Consider the following 17,561-nt stretch of genomic DNA (forward strand, 5'->3'; position numbering starts at 1 on the left):
GATATGGCTGCGCATCCGGAACACGTGCCGATCGCGGTGATCGGGGCCGGGATCGCCGGGATCGGTCTGGCGGTCGCGCTGCGCGAAGCGGGCGTCGATGATTTCGCGCTGCTCGAGCGCGCGGATGACCTGGGTGGCACCTGGCGGGCGAACACCTATCCCGGTTGCGCCTGCGACGTGCCCTCCCAGCTGTACTCGTACTCCTTCGCGCCCAATCCGAACTGGTCGCGCACCTACGGCACGCAGCGGGAGATCCTCGCCTACCTCCGGTCGGTCGCGACGCGCCACGACGTGGTGCGGCACATGCGGTTCGGCGTCGAGTTGCTCGAGGCGCGCTGGGACGACGCGGCCACGCTGTGGCGGCTGCGTACCGGTCGCGGCGACCTGACCGCGGCGGTGCTGGTTTCCGCCGTCGGGCCGTTCAGCGAGGCGCGGATCCCGCGGGTGCCGGGCGCGGACACCTTCGAAGGGACGCAATTCCACTCGCTGCACTGGGATCACGAACACGATCTCACCGGCGAGCGCGTCGCGGTGATTGGCACAGGCGCGTCGGCCGTGCAGTTCATCCCGGAGATCCAGCCGCTGGTGGGCGAGCTGACCGTGTTCCAGCGTTCGGCGCCGTGGATCGTCTCGCGACTGGATCGCCGAACGCTGCCCGCCGAACGCGCGCTGCTGCGCCGGGTCCCCGCGCTCGGCAAAGCGATCCGCGGTCTGTTCTACACCGGCATCGAAGGCTTCGGTCTGGTCGGCTTCGTGGACAAGCGGTTCCGGCATCCGTACGAGGCGCTGGGCAGACTCCAGCTGCTGCGCCAGGTGCGCGATCCGCGGCTGCGTCGCAAACTCACCCCCGACTACGTGATCGGTTGTAAGCGGGCGATCTTCTCCGACGCCTACTACCCGGCCCTGACCCGGCCGAACGTCGAAGTGGTGACCGAGGGCATCCGGGAGATCCGCGCCAGGTCGATCGTCACCGCCGACGGCGCGGAGCGCGCGGTGGACACGATCATCTGGGGCACCGGTTTCGGCGTTCCCCCCGCGGTTTTCGATCGGATCCACGGGCTCGACGGTCGCTGCATCGGGGACCGCTACCGGGAGCGTCCGAGCAGCTACCTCGGAGCGGCCATGGCGGGCTTCCCGAACTTCTTCTGCACGCTGGGGCCGTTCGGGGCGGCGGGCAATCAGTCCGCGATCTATATGATCGAGGCGCAGGTGCGCTATATCGTCGATGCCGTGACCACCATGCGTGCGCGGAACATCCAGCGGATCGATGTGCGCGAGGAGGTGCAGCGAGCCTTCCTCGACGAGGTGACCGAGCGCAGTCGCGACACCGCCTGGCTGACCGGCGGTTGCCGCAGCTACTACCAGACCGCCGAGGGCGGCAACGCCGGTCTGTACCCGAACTGGAGTTTCGAATACCGGCGGCGCACAAGTCGTTTCGATCCGCAGTCCTACCAGTTGCAGGCCGGGTGAGCATCGTGGTCGTCGACCTGCTGCGTCAGCTGCTGTCCCCACCTGCCGAGCATCGGCTCGATGTGCGCGACCGGGTGGTGGTGATCACCGGTGCGGGCACCGGAATCGGCCGCGCGCTCGCCGAAAAGCTCTACGCCTCGGGCGCTTCGGTGGCGCTGATCGACATCGATCAGGCCGCCGCCGCTGCCGTCGGGCGCTCGATGGGGGAGCGCGCGCTGGTCGTGCGCGCGGACGTCTCCGATCGAATCGGGATGCGCGAAGCCATCTCCCGGGTGCGCGAGCGGTTCGGCCGGATCGACGTGGTGGTGGCCAACGCGGGGGTAGTGCCCGAGCCCGCCACGATCCGGACGATGAACCCCGGCGACTTCGATCGGGTCATCGGCATCAATGTGACCGGGGTGTTCAACACCGTGCATCCCGCGCTGGAGGACATCGTCGCCGCGAAAGGGCACGTCGTCGTGGTCTCCTCCGCCGCGGCGTTCGCGCCCGGCATGGCCGGTTCGCCCTACATGGTCAGCAAAGCCGCGGTCGAGCAGTTCGGGCGGGCGCTGCGGGTCGAGCTCGCCGCGGTCGGCGCGACGGCGGGCGTGGCGTACTTCGGCATCGTCGACACCGCGATGACGCACGGCACGCTGGACGAGGACGAGCTGGGCGCCGACCTGGGCGCATTGCTGCCGTGGCCGCTCAACCTGCGCATCACCGTGCGCGACGCGGCGGAATCCATCGCCGACGGCATCGCCCGGCGCGCGGCGCGCACCATCGCGCCGCCGCAATGGGAGCCCTACGCGTTGTTCCGCGGCGTGATCAATGTGGTGCTGGACAGCAGGCTGGCGCGAGACCCGCGCGTGCACGACCTGATCCACCGGGTCGAACAGCGCGTCATCGATGTCGATCATCCCGTCACCCCGGTCCCGCGCTGACGCGCGCGGGCCGGACTACGACGCGGGGGGGAAAATCGCAGGCAGCGTCAGCGCGTACTCCACATCGACGCGTGTACCGAGCGTTGTGAGCAGCACGCGGATCATCGTCAGGCGCGCCGCCGCGACGGTGTCCGCGTCCGGTTCGGCGCCGGGCGCGGCGCCCGCGGAGATCCGGTAGACCACGTACTCGCACAGGTGCAGCGCCGCGTCCAGGTCGAGCGGGCTCGGCACCGGCCTGCCCAGCTCGGCGAACGTCTCGCGCACCAGATCGCGGATGTCGTCGAGCGCGCGCTCGCGGTACGCCGACACCGGCGAGCCCGGGTCGTGCAGCTCGGCGAACAGCGGCCGCAGCATGGGGCCGTGCCCGCGCGCCCAGTCCAGGTAGGCGTCGATCAGCCGAATACCCAGCTCGACCGGCTCGTCGGTGCCCGCCAGCGCCGCGCGGATGCCGCCGACCAACCCCTCGTTGGAGCTGTCGAGCACCGCGAGCAGCGGTTCGTTCGCGTTGCCGAAGTAGCGGTAGAAGGTCGGCCTGGCCAGTCCCGCCTGCTCGATGATCTGCGCGACGCTCAGCCCACGGGAACCCGTGCGGGTGAACACCTCCGCCGTCGCGAGCACGATCCGGGCGCGGACCTCCTCGGCCTGCTCCTGAGTCTGCGGCGGCCTGCCGCGCCGCGCGGCCGTCGGCTCAGCCTGCATAGTGCCGCCTCACAACGCGGCCCCCGGGATCCCTGTGCGCCACGACGAACAGCTTGACACGAGGTGTGACATAGTTATTAATCTAACACCACTGTTCATTTAATGGGGCGCGTCCGCGGCGCGGTCCACCGTCCTCGAGAGGGCCGACCATGACGACCGCCTCCCAACCGGCCACCGCCGACGCGCTGTCCACGGCACTGGTGCAGCCGCTGCTCGCGCACGCCGTCGCCGGGGGCGCGCCCGCCGTCGAAGTGTTCGCACCCGCGACCGGCGCGAAGATCGTCGATCTGCCGCAGTCCTCCGCCGAGGACATCGAGACCGCGTTCGCCACCGCCCGCGAAGCCCAACGCCAGTGGGCGCGACGTCCGGTGCGGGAACGGATCGCGGTGCTGCGCCGATTCCACGACATCGTGCTGGCCGAGCAGGACGCCATCCTCGACATCGTGCAGACCGAGACCGGCAAGGCGCGGGCCCACGCCTTCGACGAGGTCGGCGACGTGGCCGTGAACGCCAGGTACTACGCCTCGGTGGCGGCCCGGCTGCTGGCCACGCGCAAACCGCGCGGGGTGCTTCCCGTGCTCACCCAGGTCGACGTGCGGCATCGGCCCAAGGGCGTGGTCGCGGTCATCTCGCCGTGGAACTACCCGCTGGCGCTGGCCGCCTCCGACGCGCTGCCCGCCCTCGTCGCGGGCAACGCGGTGGTGGCGCGTCCGGACAACCAGACCGCGCTCACCGCGCTGTGGGCCATCGATGCCGCCGTGCGCGCCGGATTGCCGCGCGGGCTCTGGCAGGCGGTGCTCGGCCGCGGATCGGTGATCGGCGGCGAGGTGATCGCCCGCGCCGACTACGTCGACTACACCGGCTCCAGCGCGACCGGACGGACCATCGCCCGGCAGGCCGGTGAGCGCCTGATCGGCTACTCGCTCGAACTCGGCGGCAAGAACCCGCTGCTGGTGCTCGCCGACGCGGACGTCTCACGCGCCGCCAAGATCGCCATCCGGGCCTGCTTCGCCTCGGCGGGACAGCTGTGCGAGTCGATGGAACGCATCTACGTGCACGACAGCGTCTACGACCGCTTCGTCGCCGAATTCGTCGGGCACGTCGAGGCCATCCGGCTCGGCGGCGGTCTGAACTACGACAGCGACATGGGATCGCTGACCTTCCAGCGCCAGCTCGACACGGTCGTCGCCCACGTGAACGACGCGGTCGCCAAAGGCGCCACCGTCCTGGCGGGCGGTCGCGCGCGTCCGGACCTCGGACCGTATTTCTACGAGCCCACCGTGCTGGCAGGCGTGCGGCCGGGCATGACGGTTCACCGCGAGGAGACCTTCGGCCCCGTGGTCTCGATCTACCGCGTGAGCAGTGACGAGGAAGCCGTCGAGCAGGCCAACGACACCGCCTACGGCCTCAACGCCAGTGTCTGGACCAAGGACACCGCCCGCGGTCGCGCGGTGGCGGCGCGGATCGAGGCGGGCTCGGTGAACGTCAACGAGGGCTTCATCGCCGCATGGGGCAGCGCCGACGCGCCGTCCGGCGGACTCGGCATCTCCGGCACCGGCCGCAGGCACGGTCCGGAGGGCCTGCTCAAGTACATCGACACCCAGACCATCGCGGTGCAGCGGGTAGTGCCGATCGCTCCGCTGCCCGGCATGTCCGAAGCGCTCTGGGCCAAGACGATGACGCTGTATTTCGGCGTCATGAAAGCGCTTCGGCAGAAGTAACTCGCACGACTCACGGATCAGGAAGCGGTACGGATGAAACTGGACACGGTTGCGGGCAAGAGGGTCCTGGTCACGGGGGCCGCGATGGGCCTGGGCAAGCTGTTCGCCGAGCGGGCGGTGCGCGAAGGCGCCGCGGCGGTGGTGCTGTGGGACATCAACGAGGCCGCGCTGAAGGACACCGCCGCCGAGCTGACCGGCCTCGGCAGCGCCGTTCATCACTTCGTGGTGGACGTGGCCTCGCCCGAGGCGATCACCGAGGCGGCGGCCGGCGTGCGCGAGCAGGTCGGCGGCATCGACATCCTGGTCAACAACGCCGGCATCGTGCGCGGCAACAGCTACTTCTGGGAAACGCGCAACCGCGCCGACATCGACAAGACCATGGCGATCAACTCGCTCGCCCCGATGTACGTCACGCTCGAGTTCCTGCCCGCCATGGTCGCCGGAACCGGCGAGGCGCGGGTGCTGACCATCGCCTCCTCGGCGGGCCTGGTGTCCAACCCGCGCATGAGCGTGTACGCCGCCTCCAAGTGGGCGGCGCTGGGCTGGTCGGACTCGGTGCGCATCGAACTGGAACAGGCCGGCCACGAGCACGTCAAGATCACCACGGTCTGCCCGACCTACATCAACACCGGAATGTTCGAGGGCGCCAAGGGCTTCCTGTTCACCCCGATCCTGGACCAGGACAAGGTGGTCGACACCTCGTGGCGGGACATGAAGAACGGCGCCCCGCTGGTCGTGCTGCCGTGGACCTCGCGACTGAACAAGGCGATCTCCGGCCTGCTGCCGATCAAGCTGCGTGACCTGTTCCTCGACACGGTCGGCGTCTACCACTCCATGGACGAGTTCACCGGCCGCGAGAAGTAGAGCGCGGCGCGTTCGTCCCGGCGTCCGGTGCGGCTCCACAGCGGGGCGTGCGGGGCATAGAGGTCGCGGCCGCCGAGCGGCGCGGTGAACTCCCAGGCCGCACCGCTGGAATGGGATACGGCGCTTCCTCGACGGGTGGCCGCGGTGGTCAGCGTGGACGGGTGCCGATGACCACGGTCGCGTAGTGCTCTTCGGATGCCGCGACCCGGCCCGCGAGGCCGTTCTCCGCCAGCACGGCGAGCGCGGTCGGCGCTTGGTCCTCGCTGGACTCCACGAGCAGATGCCCGCCCGGAGACAGCCAATCGGCGGCCTCGGCCGCGACCCGGCGCAAGACGTCCAAGCCGTCCGGGCCGCCGTCGAGGGCGGTACGTGGTTCGTGGTCGCGGGCCTCCGGCGGCATCCGCGCGATCATCTCCGAGGGCACGTACGGGGTGTTGCAGAGCAGGATGTCGATACAACCGCGCAATTCCCCGGGCAAGGGCTCGAAGAGATCCCCTTCGTAGACCGGTGCGCCGAGCGGGGTGAGATTCCGGCGGGCGCACTCGACCGCGATCGGATCGATGTCGGCGGCCGCCAGCGTGACCGGACGACCTTCGTCGGCGGCGGTCCGAGCCGCCGCCAGCCCGAGTGCGCCGGAGCCGCAGCACAGATCGACCACCACCGGATGACCCGTCCGGGTGTGGATCAGCTCGACCGCGCGGTCGACGAGGAACGCGGTGCGCTGCCGGGGCACGAAGACGCCGGGAGACACCGCCACCCGCAGCCCGTGGAACTCCGCCCAGCCGAGCAGGTGCTCCAGCGGACTACCGGCGACGCGCTGGGCGACGAGCGATTCCAGCGCAACGCCGGTCTCCGCGGCGGCGGACGTGAGCAGTCGCGCCTCGTCCTCGGCGAACACGCAGCCCGCCGCCCGGAGCCGGGCGACCACATCGGAATTTCCGGCTGACGTCACCGGGCCATCCTGCCGCGCCCACGCGGGACGCCGCCAACGAATTTCCCCGGCGATCGGGACCGGCGCGCTCGGCGCGAATCCCGATCTGCCGGTGATCAGCGTGCCGTGCTGAGCTGGAAGGTACGCGTGGCGTCGAGATAGATGCCGCGCTGGCCCGGCTTGCCGGGCGGCGGCAGCTGCGAGACCAATTGTTCGAGCGAGGTCGTCGCGCCGACGACCCGGGTGCCCGCGACGACGAAATCGGCGACGGCACGGCGGATGTGGTTCGGCGAGGTGACCACGATCGCGCTCGTCGCACCGACATCCCGCAGCAGCCTCGTGCTGAACAGCGCGTTCTGCACGGTCGAGCCCGCGCGGCTCTCCACGTGGATGCGCGCGGGCGCTACGCCGTGGGCGACCAGCCAGTCGCGCATGGCCTCGGCCTCGGTGATGCCGTTCTGCGGATTCCCGCCGGTGACGACGATCGGCGACAGCGGAGCGGCGATGGACTGCAACCACGCCGCGGTGAGCCGGTTCACCAGTTCGGGGCGCAACGCACCATCCGGCAAAAGGCCGTAGCCGAGCACGACGATGCCGGTTTGCGGCCCCGCCAGCGCGGGCAGCGGGTTCGGCAGCGTGCCCACCGCCGCGCGCACGGCGCCGAGCACGTTGTCGGTGCCCTGTGCCAAGCCCGGATCGACCACGTGCAGCCGTGCCATGGCGTCCACGAACGCGGGCAGGTCACCGGCGTAATCGGACCAGATCGCCTGCAGGGCGAGCGCTTCGGCGTCGGCGGGGTCGGCGCCGATCAGATTGCGCAGGTCGGCCCGGCCCGCGGCGTCGTCGCCGTTGGTGAAGTGGCGCTGGGCGGAGTTGTACAGGGCGTCGGTCTCCGGCGCGGCGTGCGCGGGGACACCGGCCAGACCGGTGAGCGAGAACGCGGCGAACGACGCCGCGACGAGAAGTTTCCACTGCCTCGAGATCATCACTACAGTCGTCACCTTTCCGCTGTGGAACGGGTTGGCACGTGCTAGCAGTTAGCTGGGGCAAACACGAAATACCATACGGGCGAACTCTTCGTCCAACCGGCAATTTGCGAACGGGTTCCCGCGATGTCGCCCACGGCGCGCGTGCCGGGGGTGAAACCGGGGCGTTGGTTCGTTTTCAAGGCAGGATCGCGGCGGCCTCTTTCGGATCCGAAGGCATTCGAAACTACTTGAATCACAGTCGCGCACTGGGGAAATGCCGGGGCTGCTGTCCACTGGCGTCGTCGGCGGCGCGGCTGTGCCGCCGCGCCTGCGACCGGTGTGCCGTGGTCGGCGACTGCCGTCCGGCTGCGTGCGCCGTTCGGCCTCGCTGTGGTCGCACGACCTGATCAAGTCAGGCTCGCCGTTCGATTGCCCCGAGTTTGCACTGCCGGACGCGGGCGGGGAAGGAACACGCCCGGCCGCGCCCGTTAGGCTGTGTCAACGTGGATACCGTTTCGCTGTCCGGCAAGGAACTCGCCGCCGCCATCAACGCCGACACCAAGGCCCGCGCCGCCGCGCTCACCGACGGCGGCGCCGCCCCGCGCCTCGCCCTGGTGGTGGCGAACGACGATCCGGCGAGCACCTGGTATGTGAACTCGCTCCGCAAGGCGGCCGAGCGACTCGGAATAGCCTGCGACACGGTCGATCTCGGTCCCGAGGCGAGCGCTGCGGAGATCCGCGCCGAGCTCACCGCGCGCGGTGCGGATTCGGCGACCGACGCGATCATGCTGCAGACGCCCCTCCCGGCGGGTGTCACGCTCGACGACGTGAGTTCCGCGATCGTCGCGTCCAAGGACGTCGACGGCGTCAGCCCCCTGTCGCTCGGTCTGCTCGCGGCCGGGCTGGACGGTTTCGTCCCCGCCACCTCCGAGGCCGTTGTCGAACTGCTCCAACACCACGAGATCCCGCTGACCGGCCGGCACGTCGCGGTCGTCGGCCGCTCGAACGTCGTCGGGAAGCCGCTGGCGCAGCTGCTGCTGGCGAAAGACGCGACCGTCACGGTGTGCCATTCCCGCACCGCCGACCTCGCCGCCGTCACCGCCACCGCCGACGTCGTCGTCGCCGCGGCGGGCCGCATCGGCCTGATCGCAGGCGAGCACGTCAGGGAGGGTGCGGTGGTCATCGATGTCGGCACCAACGAGGCTCCGGACGGCAAGATCGTCGGCGATGTCGACGCCGAGTCGGTGCGCGGCAAGGCAGCCGGGCTCAGCCCCGTCCCCGGCGGCGTGGGCCCGGTCACCACGGCCCTGCTGATGCGCCACGTCGTCACCGCCGCCGAATCCGACCGACCGAGCGGCTCTGCGTGAGGGTCCGCCTCACCCCCGGGCGATGGCGCTGATGAGCGTGCGGCTGCCGTCCTTGGTGGTGGTGACGACCTGCGGGTTGTAGGTGACCGGCTGCTGCCCGGGGCGATGTTCGGTGACCACCACGGTGTACTGGCCCGCGAACGCGCCGGGAGTGATCGCCACGCAGTGGGTGGTGCCCGCGGGGATGCTGTCGATGCCGCGCTGGATGGCGTCGGCGGCCTGTACCGCGGCGTCCGCGGTGGTGGTGGCGCGGACCTGCTCGCCGGACCGGTCCACGTAATAGGCGTGCTGGAAGGCGAAGATCACCGCGGGACCGGAATCGAAGCCGCCCACGCCGTTGCCCTGGATCCGGTTGCCGACCCGCTCGGCGGGGCACTGAGCGACCGGCGCCGCCGGAGCGGTGGCCTGCGCGGGCGGGACCGGCGCCGCGGCCTGCCGATCGGAGCCGGTCCCGAACTGTAGGAAGGCCGCGAAGCCGAGCGCGGCGACGCCGAGCGTGCCGAGCAGTGGTACCGCCCATCGTCGCGTCTTACGCGGCGCGGGAGAGCGGTCGATCAGTCCCGCGAATTGATCTTCGTACTCGTCCGGAGCGGGCGCCTGTGTGTGCACGGGTTCGGTGGGCTGCGCCTGGTCCTGCGGCCGATCCACCCACGTGGCCCACTCGCCGCGGTACTCCTCGCCGGCCGGCGCCTGCCCGGGCACCCCGGTGCCATACGGATTTCCCCGGTCGTAGCCGGGTCGCGCGCTCATCTCCGGTCGATCCATCGCCCCGCCCTTCATCAGGTCCCCGTCAGATTAACCGCATCGCCACGACGCGGGAACGCCCTGCCGCGTTCACAATTGAGCCGTCCGCCAACCGGAGGATACCGGCGGGTCTCCCACGCGGCCTCGAGGTGGCCGGTGGGCGGGTGTCACTTCAGCAGAGCCAGCCATTCGTGTTCGGGATAGTGGTCGGACACGTAGGTCCGCACCACGGTGCGCTGGGCGGCGCTCAACTGCGGCCAGGTCCGTTCGAGGTCGACGCGGTCTTTCGGCCGGGCCTGTTTCACTTTGAAGATCAGCACGAACTCGGGATTGAGGTAGCGGATGCCGTCGTCCGCGATCCAGGTCACCTCGTCGAGGGGTGCGACCATGGTCCGATCGCGCCGGTTGACCCAGGCGCCCCGCTGTCCGGGATTCAGCAGGAGGTCGATCAGCCACGGAGACCGTGCGTTCGCCCGCAGCCAGACCTGGTCGGCGCTGTCGGGCAAGGAAGGGAAGCGGTCATCGACGGGGCGAATGCCGTCCGGGCCCGCAGACCAGATGTGCAAGCGGCCCCGTGCCGCGGTGCGCAGAGCGGGCAGATCGGCACGGAACATCGACGCGTCGACATCACTGTGCTCGCGCCGCGTTCCGGTCCATGCGTCGATCGCCCATCCGCCCGCGATCCACCACGGGGCGTCGATGTCGCCGAGGACCTCGCCCACATCGCGCGGCGTGACGAGAGCCCATGGGCCCCAGAGGTCTTGGAACTCGGCTTCCTTCGCGTCACGCGGTGGTGGGATCGGAAACTCGCGCAAGGATGACCCTCCCCTCGGGTATGTCGCTGGACGCTACCCGGCGGAGGGCGCCGCTCACCAGTGCGTGACGACCGGATCGCCGACGCCGATCGTGCGATAGACCCATTCGGCGTCGTCGCGGGAGAGGTTGATGCAGCCGTGGCTGACGTTCGCATAACCCTGCTGGTCCACCGACCACGGCGCCGAGTGGATGAAAACGCCTCCCCACGTGAGCCTCTCGGCGAACTCGCCGTTGATGACGTAGCCCTCCGGCGAACTCAGCGGGATGCCGATGGTGCGGGAGTCGAACACCACGGATCGGAACTTCTCCAGCACCGGCCAGGTGCCGGCCGGTGTTTCGTACCCCGGCTTGCCCATCGAGGCCGGCATCGTGCGGACGACGGTGCCGCCGACGGTGACCGTGAAGGTATGCGCCGACATGTTCGCCTCGCCGAAAACACCTGCGTTGGTGCGGAATTCCGTGCGCGCGCCACCGACCGAGACGAGGACGGTGGCGTCGGCGGGCAGGAACCCGCTCGGCGTCCACACGGCTTCGCGATCGTCGGTCCACGCGAATGTGCCCGGCAACGGCCGGGTCGTTCTGATGTCGATGGATTGTTCCGTCTTCGCGCGATCCGTGACAGGTGCGGCGAACCGAATGGTCACGGGATGAGCCACGCCCACCACCTGGCCGTTCGAGGGTCCGATCGCTGCCACCGGAGGCGTCGGCCGGACGATCATCGTCGCGGCCGCCGCACCCGACCCGAACGCGGCCAGTGCCACGATCACGGTCGCGAGGAACAGGTACCGAATGGCGCTCCTCATGGCGTCCACCCCTTCGAGCTGGTGTGGTAGGCAAGGAACATTCTAAGACCCCATGATCAACTCGGCCACGGATAGAACCGGTCCATGGTCCGGTTGTGATCGGGGGGCAGGCCCACCAATGATCGCGTACCCCAAGCCGCCCGTTCGAAACGGCAGCGAGTCGCTCGGGGTGCCGCGGGCGCGGAGTCCGACGATCCGGTCAGCGCGTGAGCCCGAGCGGCAGCGGTTGCGGTTCGACTGCGGCTCGCGCGTCGAATTCCGCTCGCGCGGCCAGGATTCGGTCCTGATGCTCGACGGCCCAGACGCCCATGGCGTGACTGATCGCACCGATGCTCGCACCGAGTTCGGTGAGCGAATACTCCACCCGGGGCGGCACCGTGGGGTAGACCGCCCGGCGCACGAGGCCCTCCCGCTCCAAGTTGCGCAGGGTTCGGGTGAGCATCTTCTGCGTGATGCCGTCGAGGCGGCGGCGCAGTTCGTTGAAGCGGATCGGCCCGGCATGGGAGCGCAGGACGCTCAGCACCAGCATCACCCATTTGTCGGCGAGGACGGCCAGCACTTCCCGCGCGGGACAGTGATGCAGGTAGCTCTCGACCAGGCTGCCGGTCTCCGGCTGGTCACTGGCGGTATCCATGGGGAACCTCAGTATCAAGAAGGTGCCTTCTTCCCGAAAGGTACCATGTGGCCGCAGAATCGGTACATGCTCGCAATCACGCAGTACTCGTTCGGTGGCCCGGAAGTCCTCGAGGTGGTCGAGGTGGATCGGCCGCGGCCCGGCCCGGGGGAGGTGCTGGTACGGGTCGCCGCGACCAGCGTCAACGCAGCCGACTGGAAGGTGCGCGCCGGACTGATCGCGAAGCTCGGCGATCCACCGCTGACGCTGGGACTCGATGTGGCGGGTGTCGTCGAGGAACTCGGTGCCGGAGTGGACAGGTTCGCGATCGGCGCTCCCGTGTACGGAATGGTGTTCGGCGGAGCGAACGCGGAATACGTGGTGGCGCAGGCACACACGCTGGCGGCGGCGCCGAGGAACATCGATCTGGTACACGCGGCGGCACTACCGACGGCGGCGCTGACCGCCTGGCAGGCGCTGGCGGCGCTCGGTGCCGGGGAGCGCGTGCTGGTGCACGCGGCCGCGGGAGGCGTCGGGCATCTGGCGGTGCAGATCGCCAGGCATCGCGGAGCGCATGTGATCGGCACCGCGCGTGCGGTCAACCACGAGTACCTGCGCGGTCTCGGCGCCGACGAGGTGATCGACTACACCGCGATCGATTTCGGCGCCGCGGTGCGCGACGTCGACTTCGTTCTGGATCTGGTCGGCGGTGCGTACGGGTCCCGCTCCCTTCCGGTGCTGCGTCCCGACGGCAGGTTGATCGACACCCAGGGTTCGGACGCGGAAGCAGACCCGCGTTACGAGCGGTTCTATGTCGAACCCTCCGCGGTATCACTGCGCGAGATCACCACGATGGTCGAGCGCGGTCACCTGCGTGCGACGATCGACCAGGTGCTGCCGCTCTCGGACGCCGCGAAGGCGCACGAACTCGGCGAGTCCGGACGGGTACGCGGCAAGGTCGTACTGGTCGCCTGGGATCCGCCCGCCTGAACGGGCGGCCCTGTGCGATCGCGCGGCTATCGGCGGACGGCGTGCACGACGTCGGCGTGCAGGGCGTCCGCCCGCGCGGTCAGCTCCTCGATCCGCACCAGTACCGCGGCGAACCGGTCACCGTCGGCGGCGGGCAGCGATGCCACGTTGATCTCGATGTTGAGCTGCGAGGTGGTCGCGGCGGCGCGGCAGGCGTCGGCGGCCGCGCCGATATCGGTGACGACGTTCGGATTCCCGATCGGGAACAGCTCCGCGGCCAGCGACAGCACCTCGTCGGCCTCGTCGACGACGTCGGCGGGCACGCGGGCGGCCTCGATCAGCGCGGCATTGATCGCCGCGGTGCGAGCGGCGAGGTCCTCCGGGGTGTCCTTGGCCAGCTTGTAGGCGGCGCCGACGGCCGTGAACGCGGCGGCGTCGGCGGCGGCCAGCGCGAGCGCGCGCTCGCGGGCGGCGTCGGCGGCTTCGATGATCCGGTCGATCACCGGCCGGTTCTCGGCGTCCTTGGCGCGAGTGGTGTAGCGCGCGACCATCGCGACGAGCGCGGCGCCCTGCGCGGCGTGCAACGCCGCCACCGCGCCGCCGCCCGGTGCGGGAATCTTGGCGGCCAGATCGCCCAGGTACTGCGCGAGGGTGACCTCGCCGGAGGACGGCGCAGTTTCCGTGGACGACGAGCTGGGCTGCGACACGTGCGTATTGCCTTTCGTTCTACGGCGAGGAAGGACTACGAGTAGACGCTACCCCGTGGCGCCGCCGCCTCGGGCGTGACCACGCCTTGCCGGGCTCGCACCCGGCCGGTGCGCGGCCGGGACGTACCCGCCGTTATGTTGAGTGCTATGCGGATCGGATTGAGCATCAACTACTCGGGGGGCTTCAAAGAGGCGGCGGCCGAAGTCGCCGACCTCGAGCGGGCGGGCCTGGACATCGTGTTCGTGCCCGAGGCGTACTCGTTCGACGCGGTGAGCGCGCTCGGTTACCTGGCCGCCAAGACCACCACCCTGCAGCTGGCCTCCGGCATCCTGCAGCTCTACACGCGCACACCGAGCCTGACCGCCATGACCGCGGCGGGCCTGGACTTCGTCTCCGACGGGCGCTACGTGCTCGGGCTGGGCGCGTCGGGTCCGCAGGTGATCGAGGGCTTCCACGGCGTGCCCTACGACGCGCCGATCGGTCGCACCCGCGAACTGGTGGAGATCTGCCGGAAGGTCTGGCGGCGCGAGCGCCTGGAATATCAGGGCAAGTACTATCAGATCCCGCTGCCCGCCGACCGGGGCACCGGCCTCGGTAAGCCGCTCAAGCTGATCAACCACCCGGTGCGCGAGCGCATTCCGGTGCTGCTGGCCGCGCTCGGCCCGAAGAACGTGGAACTGGCCGCCGAGATCGCCGAGGGGTGGCAGCCGATCTTCTTCCTGCCGGAAAAGGCGAAGGAGGTGTGGGCGGACTCGCTCACCGCCGGTCTCGCCAAGCGCGATCCGGTCCTCGGTGATTTGGACGTCTACGCGGGCCCGGCGCTGGCCATCGGGGACAACGTCGACCCGCTGCTGGAGTTCGTGAAGCCGCATCTGGCGCTCTACATCGGCGGCATGGGCGCCAAGGGCAAGAACTTCTACCACACCTTGGCCACGAAATACGGCTACGGCGCCGAGGCCGACCGCATCCAGGAGCTGTACCTGGCGGGGGAGAAGGAGGCCGCGACCAAGGCCGTGCCGGACCAGCTGGTCCGGGACGTCTCCCTGGTCGGTCCGGCCGGCTACGTCAAGGAGCGGGTCGCGGCCTTCAGGGAGGCGGGCGTCACGGTCCTCAACGTGGTGCCGATGGCGGCCACCGCCGCCGAGCGCGTCAAGCTGATCGAACAGTTGCGCGAACTGGTCTGAGACAAGGCGCTGCCGCCGTCGACGGGTGCGACGGCGGCAGCGGCCGGGGGTCATCTCTGGCGGAGCGCCGCCAGCGCGGCGTCCAGCGTCGAATGCAGCGCGAACACCTGATCCAGGCTGGTCATCTTCAGCTGCCTGCTGGTCGCCGGGCCCTCCGCGACGACCGCGATCGAGGTGGTCGAGCCCGCGCGCTGGTGGGCTGCCACGAGCGTCGCCATGCCCGCCGAGGCGAGGAAGCTGACCGAGGTGAGGTCGATGATCAGGGCCGCGGGCTTGCCGCTGAGAATGGCATCGATCGCGTTCTCCAGCGCGGGGGCTGTCGCCAGATCGACCTCGCCGGCCACCGTCAGCACCGTCGCGCCGTCGTGCGCCGAGACCGTGGTGGTCATCGTGTCCGCGAGGGGATACGCGTCTCCGGAAGTGTTGGTCACAACATCACAACACACAAATCGCGGCAGATTCGCAACCTTTGAGTGTTCATGGAGCTAACCCTACCTCGTTCGCCGACCGGCCTGGTCCGGCTGCGGCCTGGTCGTCGCGGCGGCCGATATCGCCGCCTCGGTGATGCGTACGAGTTCGTCGATGGGCGCGAGAACCCGCGGCGCAGTCGGTGAGGGCGACTGTTGCTGTATCGGTGTACACCGTCGTCGGCGGCTGCGGTGTACGGGTGACCCCTCATCACCCGTACACCGCCCTTACGTCGAGAAGCTTCGGCGCAGAGGGGTAGTCGCCACATCGGTAACCAAGGGGTGGCCGCGTGCGCCCGGCATCGTCGATGCAGGAAGATCCGTGGAGCCCGAATCGGTCCGGCGCGAGTTCGTGCCGACGGTCCTACGTATGCGGAGGGAGTGACCTGCGGAGTGGGTCGCCGGGCGGCTACCGATGTGGCGAATCTACCTAGAGCTCATAACCTTGCGACCACTTCGCACCGTTGAGAAAGACTCGCCGATGGTCAGCATGACTCGAACCGCAGCATGGCTGGGAAGCCACTTCTCCCCGTTCTCCACCGCTTCTGTTCTCGGACATCGAGCAGGAACGGCAGCGTTCCCGCCCACCGCCGAATCGGGCGTATACCCTGAGCTCGCACCGCAAATCCATTTGCCATTGGTCACGCGAATGCTGCTGTATGGCGATGGCTCCACGACGCTTCTGCTCCAGCAGATCGCCGGATCGAATATCGTGGCCGATGTATTGCCCTCGCGCACCATCGAAACAAGGGATCTCGGAATATTCCAGGATGTTTTCCGCGACTCGGTCGGCGGTCCGCTCAGAGTGCGGCACACGAGGTTGCGGGATGCCGCGGGCAATATCATCAGTGAAAACCTGATCACGTATCGGGGTGCGGACGAAGCGACCTTGATCCCGCCGGACGGTATTCCATTCGGCATCCATCTCCGACGTCTCGGCGCCTTCGAACGGCGGCGGATCTTCCTCACCGGCGTGACATGCGGGCCATTCGGTCTTTTTCCCGCCGCCGCGGCTGCACGCGTGTACGAGATAATGTTCTCGACGCAGCAGAGCGTGCTGGTGCACGAAGTATTCAATCCCGCCGTGGTCGGTACCCGGAGCGTGGCATTTCGCAGGCCAGGGCCGCCAGTCGTGGCACGGGCCCTGCGGGCGTCGGGCGCGAGTCCGGGGCTGCGTAGCATTCGGGGAACGAGGGCAGGCGCACTCGAAACGCAGTCTCGTGAATCGCGAGAGGAAACGTCGATCAGAACTACTTGACGCGACGCTGTGAAACGGACGAGAAACGGCGCTTGCCGAGGGAATCTCGGCAAGCGCCGCCGTATCCGAGTCGATTCGCGGCGGGCCTCGGCGACGTTATTCCGATCCGATCTGCCCGGGGCGGTTACTTCCGCTCGGATCGAGCCAGCCTGCGACCGCTTTCCAGTCGTCCCAGGTGAGATGCGATACCGGGCTTTTCATCGGCGCGGCGCAACCGGTATGCATGCGTCGACGGCGGTCGTTATTCGACCGCAAGCGTCTTCCGCATCGTGAGCAATTAATCTCCATCATGTTTCAACCATTCGTTCGTCCGTGGAGCGACGTCATCGGTACGCGGAGCGCCTGGCGGCTCGGTCGGTAATGGCCTGCCGCGTTCGCCGCAGACCTCAACCGACTCGACGTCGCCGCACCAAACCCGCCGTCGACGGAAATCGCAGCCGCCGGTGGCATACTTCGTCCACCAATTCCGCATACCCTTCGCGCACCTCGCCCAGGTGAAACCACACCCTGTGCCGCGTCTCGACGTCCTTCGTATGCAGAACCGTCCACCATGCCTCGGCATACACTTCGGCCATGTGACTCATCACTTCGCCGAGTGAGTGAGTATGCATCCGAGCGCCGTTCGGGCACGGCACGTTGCGGATGGCCCAGTCGTCGACCGCGGCGACGACCCGGTCGACTTCCGCGCGGATCTGCTCGCCGTCGAAGCCGTTTCGCCTCGGGGTTCCGACGCGGTGGAATGGTATGAGCTCGGCATGCAGGTCGCCGAGTTCTCGTGCCCATGTCACCAGGGACATCCGGCTGGTGACGTGGCCGGAAATCGCTCGGAACAAGTGCTCGGGCCGCAACAAGGGCACCATCGATGTCGCCGGCCACCCGGCGTCGGACCGATCGATCGTAGATGCACATCCGTTCGAATGCATCGCTCACCTCCTCGACTCTCCAGCCTGCTGGCATAGGGCGATGTCGCGCATCGGTAGGCCTCGATCGATGCCGGTGGCGAGCCTGCGATTACCTACGTATTCCGGCACCACCAGTTCCCGGGCCCGGTAGCCGGGC

18 protein-coding genes are annotated in these 17,561 nt (G+C 69.2%); 8 read left to right on the plus strand and 10 right to left on the minus strand.

Going from position 1 to position 17,561, the window contains the following annotated elements; genetic code table 11:
• Positions 1-3: 3 nt before the first annotated feature.
• Together ACGF7Y_RS05460 and ACGF7Y_RS05465 are read left to right on the plus strand one after the other, a co-directional pair.
• Positions 4-1,470, plus strand: coding sequence for a flavin-containing monooxygenase (locus ACGF7Y_RS05460; RefSeq protein ID WP_393229514.1), 1,467 nt, complete (start codon positions 4-6; stop codon positions 1,468-1,470).
• Positions 1,467-2,390, plus strand: a complete 924-nt coding sequence (locus ACGF7Y_RS05465; RefSeq protein ID WP_393229517.1) for a short-chain dehydrogenase/reductase — start codon at positions 1,467-1,469, stop codon at positions 2,388-2,390. The genes ACGF7Y_RS05460 and ACGF7Y_RS05465 overlap by 4 nt, the downstream gene beginning before the upstream one ends.
• 15 nt (positions 2,391-2,405) lie before the next feature.
• Here ACGF7Y_RS05465 and ACGF7Y_RS05470 read toward each other — a convergent pair whose 3' ends face one another.
• Positions 2,406-3,089: a TetR/AcrR family transcriptional regulator gene (locus ACGF7Y_RS05470; RefSeq protein WP_393229520.1), complete on the minus strand. Its 684-nt coding sequence runs from the start codon at positions 3,087-3,089 to the stop codon at positions 2,406-2,408.
• Between the two features lie 149 nt (positions 3,090-3,238).
• Here ACGF7Y_RS05470 and ACGF7Y_RS05475 point away from each other — a divergent pair, with 149 nt between their 5' ends.
• Both ACGF7Y_RS05475 and ACGF7Y_RS05480 read left to right on the plus strand, forming a co-directional pair.
• Positions 3,239-4,810 (plus strand): succinic semialdehyde dehydrogenase, encoded by a 1,572-nt coding sequence (locus tag ACGF7Y_RS05475; RefSeq protein WP_393229522.1) that lies wholly within the window; start codon positions 3,239-3,241, stop codon positions 4,808-4,810.
• Positions 4,811-4,843: 33 nt separating this feature from the next.
• Positions 4,844-5,674 (plus strand): SDR family NAD(P)-dependent oxidoreductase, encoded by an 831-nt coding sequence (locus tag ACGF7Y_RS05480; RefSeq protein WP_393229524.1) that lies wholly within the window; start codon positions 4,844-4,846, stop codon positions 5,672-5,674.
• A 148-nt stretch (positions 5,675-5,822) separates the two neighbouring features.
• Here ACGF7Y_RS05480 and ACGF7Y_RS05485 read toward each other — a convergent pair whose 3' ends face one another.
• Positions 5,823-6,626, minus strand: coding sequence for a putative protein N(5)-glutamine methyltransferase (locus ACGF7Y_RS05485; RefSeq protein ID WP_393229526.1), 804 nt, complete (start codon positions 6,624-6,626; stop codon positions 5,823-5,825).
• 95 nt (positions 6,627-6,721) lie between these two features.
• Positions 6,722-7,591 (minus strand): YdcF family protein, encoded by an 870-nt coding sequence (locus ACGF7Y_RS05490; protein ID WP_393230969.1) that lies wholly within the window; start codon positions 7,589-7,591, stop codon positions 6,722-6,724.
• A 485-nt stretch (positions 7,592-8,076) separates the two neighbouring features.
• Here ACGF7Y_RS05490 and ACGF7Y_RS05495 point away from each other — a divergent pair, with 485 nt between their 5' ends.
• Complete coding sequence (locus ACGF7Y_RS05495; RefSeq protein ID WP_393229528.1) at positions 8,077-8,940, plus strand: bifunctional 5,10-methylenetetrahydrofolate dehydrogenase/5,10-methenyltetrahydrofolate cyclohydrolase; 864 nt, start codon at positions 8,077-8,079, stop codon at positions 8,938-8,940.
• A 9-nt stretch (positions 8,941-8,949) separates the two neighbouring features.
• On the opposite strand, the gene ACGF7Y_RS05500 is transcribed toward ACGF7Y_RS05495, so the two are convergent.
• The 4 genes from ACGF7Y_RS05500 to ACGF7Y_RS05515 all read right to left on the minus strand — a co-directional run bounded on the left by ACGF7Y_RS05500 (position 8,950) and on the right by ACGF7Y_RS05515 (position 11,937).
• Positions 8,950-9,690 carry a hypothetical protein gene (locus ACGF7Y_RS05500; RefSeq protein ID WP_393229530.1) on the minus strand — a complete coding sequence of 247 codons (741 nt, stop codon included), beginning with the start codon at positions 9,688-9,690 and terminating at the stop codon, positions 8,950-8,952.
• A gap of 161 nt (positions 9,691-9,851) precedes the next feature.
• Positions 9,852-10,499, minus strand: coding sequence for a nucleotidyltransferase domain-containing protein (locus ACGF7Y_RS05505; protein ID WP_393229532.1), 648 nt, complete (start codon positions 10,497-10,499; stop codon positions 9,852-9,854).
• A gap of 54 nt (positions 10,500-10,553) precedes the next feature.
• The gene (locus ACGF7Y_RS05510) at positions 10,554-11,303 is read right to left on the minus strand and encodes a L,D-transpeptidase family protein (protein ID WP_393229535.1); all 750 of its coding nucleotides are present in this window, start codon (positions 11,301-11,303) and stop codon (positions 10,554-10,556) included.
• A 199-nt stretch (positions 11,304-11,502) separates the two neighbouring features.
• Positions 11,503-11,937 carry a winged helix-turn-helix transcriptional regulator gene (locus ACGF7Y_RS05515; protein WP_393229538.1) on the minus strand — a complete coding sequence of 145 codons (435 nt, stop codon included), beginning with the start codon at positions 11,935-11,937 and terminating at the stop codon, positions 11,503-11,505.
• A gap of 66 nt (positions 11,938-12,003) precedes the next feature.
• On the opposite strand from ACGF7Y_RS05515, the gene ACGF7Y_RS05520 reads away from it, so the two are divergent.
• Positions 12,004-12,906 carry an NADP-dependent oxidoreductase gene (locus tag ACGF7Y_RS05520; protein ID WP_393229541.1) on the plus strand — a complete coding sequence of 301 codons (903 nt, stop codon included), beginning with the start codon at positions 12,004-12,006 and terminating at the stop codon, positions 12,904-12,906.
• Positions 12,907-12,932: 26 nt separating this feature from the next.
• On the opposite strand, the gene ACGF7Y_RS05525 is transcribed toward ACGF7Y_RS05520, so the two are convergent.
• Positions 12,933-13,592, minus strand: a complete 660-nt coding sequence (locus ACGF7Y_RS05525) for a cyclodeaminase/cyclohydrolase family protein (protein ID WP_393229544.1) — start codon at positions 13,590-13,592, stop codon at positions 12,933-12,935.
• A gap of 147 nt (positions 13,593-13,739) precedes the next feature.
• Between ACGF7Y_RS05525 and ACGF7Y_RS05530 the strand changes: the two genes are divergently transcribed.
• Positions 13,740-14,777, plus strand: a complete 1,038-nt coding sequence (locus tag ACGF7Y_RS05530) for an LLM class F420-dependent oxidoreductase (protein ID WP_393229547.1) — start codon at positions 13,740-13,742, stop codon at positions 14,775-14,777.
• 50 nt (positions 14,778-14,827) lie between these two features.
• Here ACGF7Y_RS05530 and ACGF7Y_RS05535 read toward each other — a convergent pair whose 3' ends face one another.
• Positions 14,828-15,166 (minus strand): STAS domain-containing protein, encoded by a 339-nt coding sequence (locus tag ACGF7Y_RS05535; RefSeq protein WP_393230972.1) that lies wholly within the window; start codon positions 15,164-15,166, stop codon positions 14,828-14,830.
• A 559-nt stretch (positions 15,167-15,725) separates the two neighbouring features.
• On the opposite strand from ACGF7Y_RS05535, the gene ACGF7Y_RS05540 reads away from it, so the two are divergent.
• Complete coding sequence (locus ACGF7Y_RS05540; protein WP_393229550.1) at positions 15,726-16,502, plus strand: hypothetical protein; 777 nt, start codon at positions 15,726-15,728, stop codon at positions 16,500-16,502.
• Positions 16,503-16,888: 386 nt separating this feature from the next.
• Here the strand turns inward: ACGF7Y_RS05540 and ACGF7Y_RS05545 are convergent, their stop codons facing one another.
• Positions 16,889-17,362, minus strand: a complete 474-nt coding sequence (locus ACGF7Y_RS05545; protein ID WP_393229553.1) for a hypothetical protein — start codon at positions 17,360-17,362, stop codon at positions 16,889-16,891.
• Between the last annotated feature and the right edge of the window lie 199 nt (positions 17,363-17,561).

Origin of the sequence: Nocardia sp. NPDC047654, assembly GCF_043205035.1 — a bacterium.
GTDB lineage: Bacteria > Actinomycetota > Actinomycetes > Mycobacteriales > Mycobacteriaceae > Nocardia.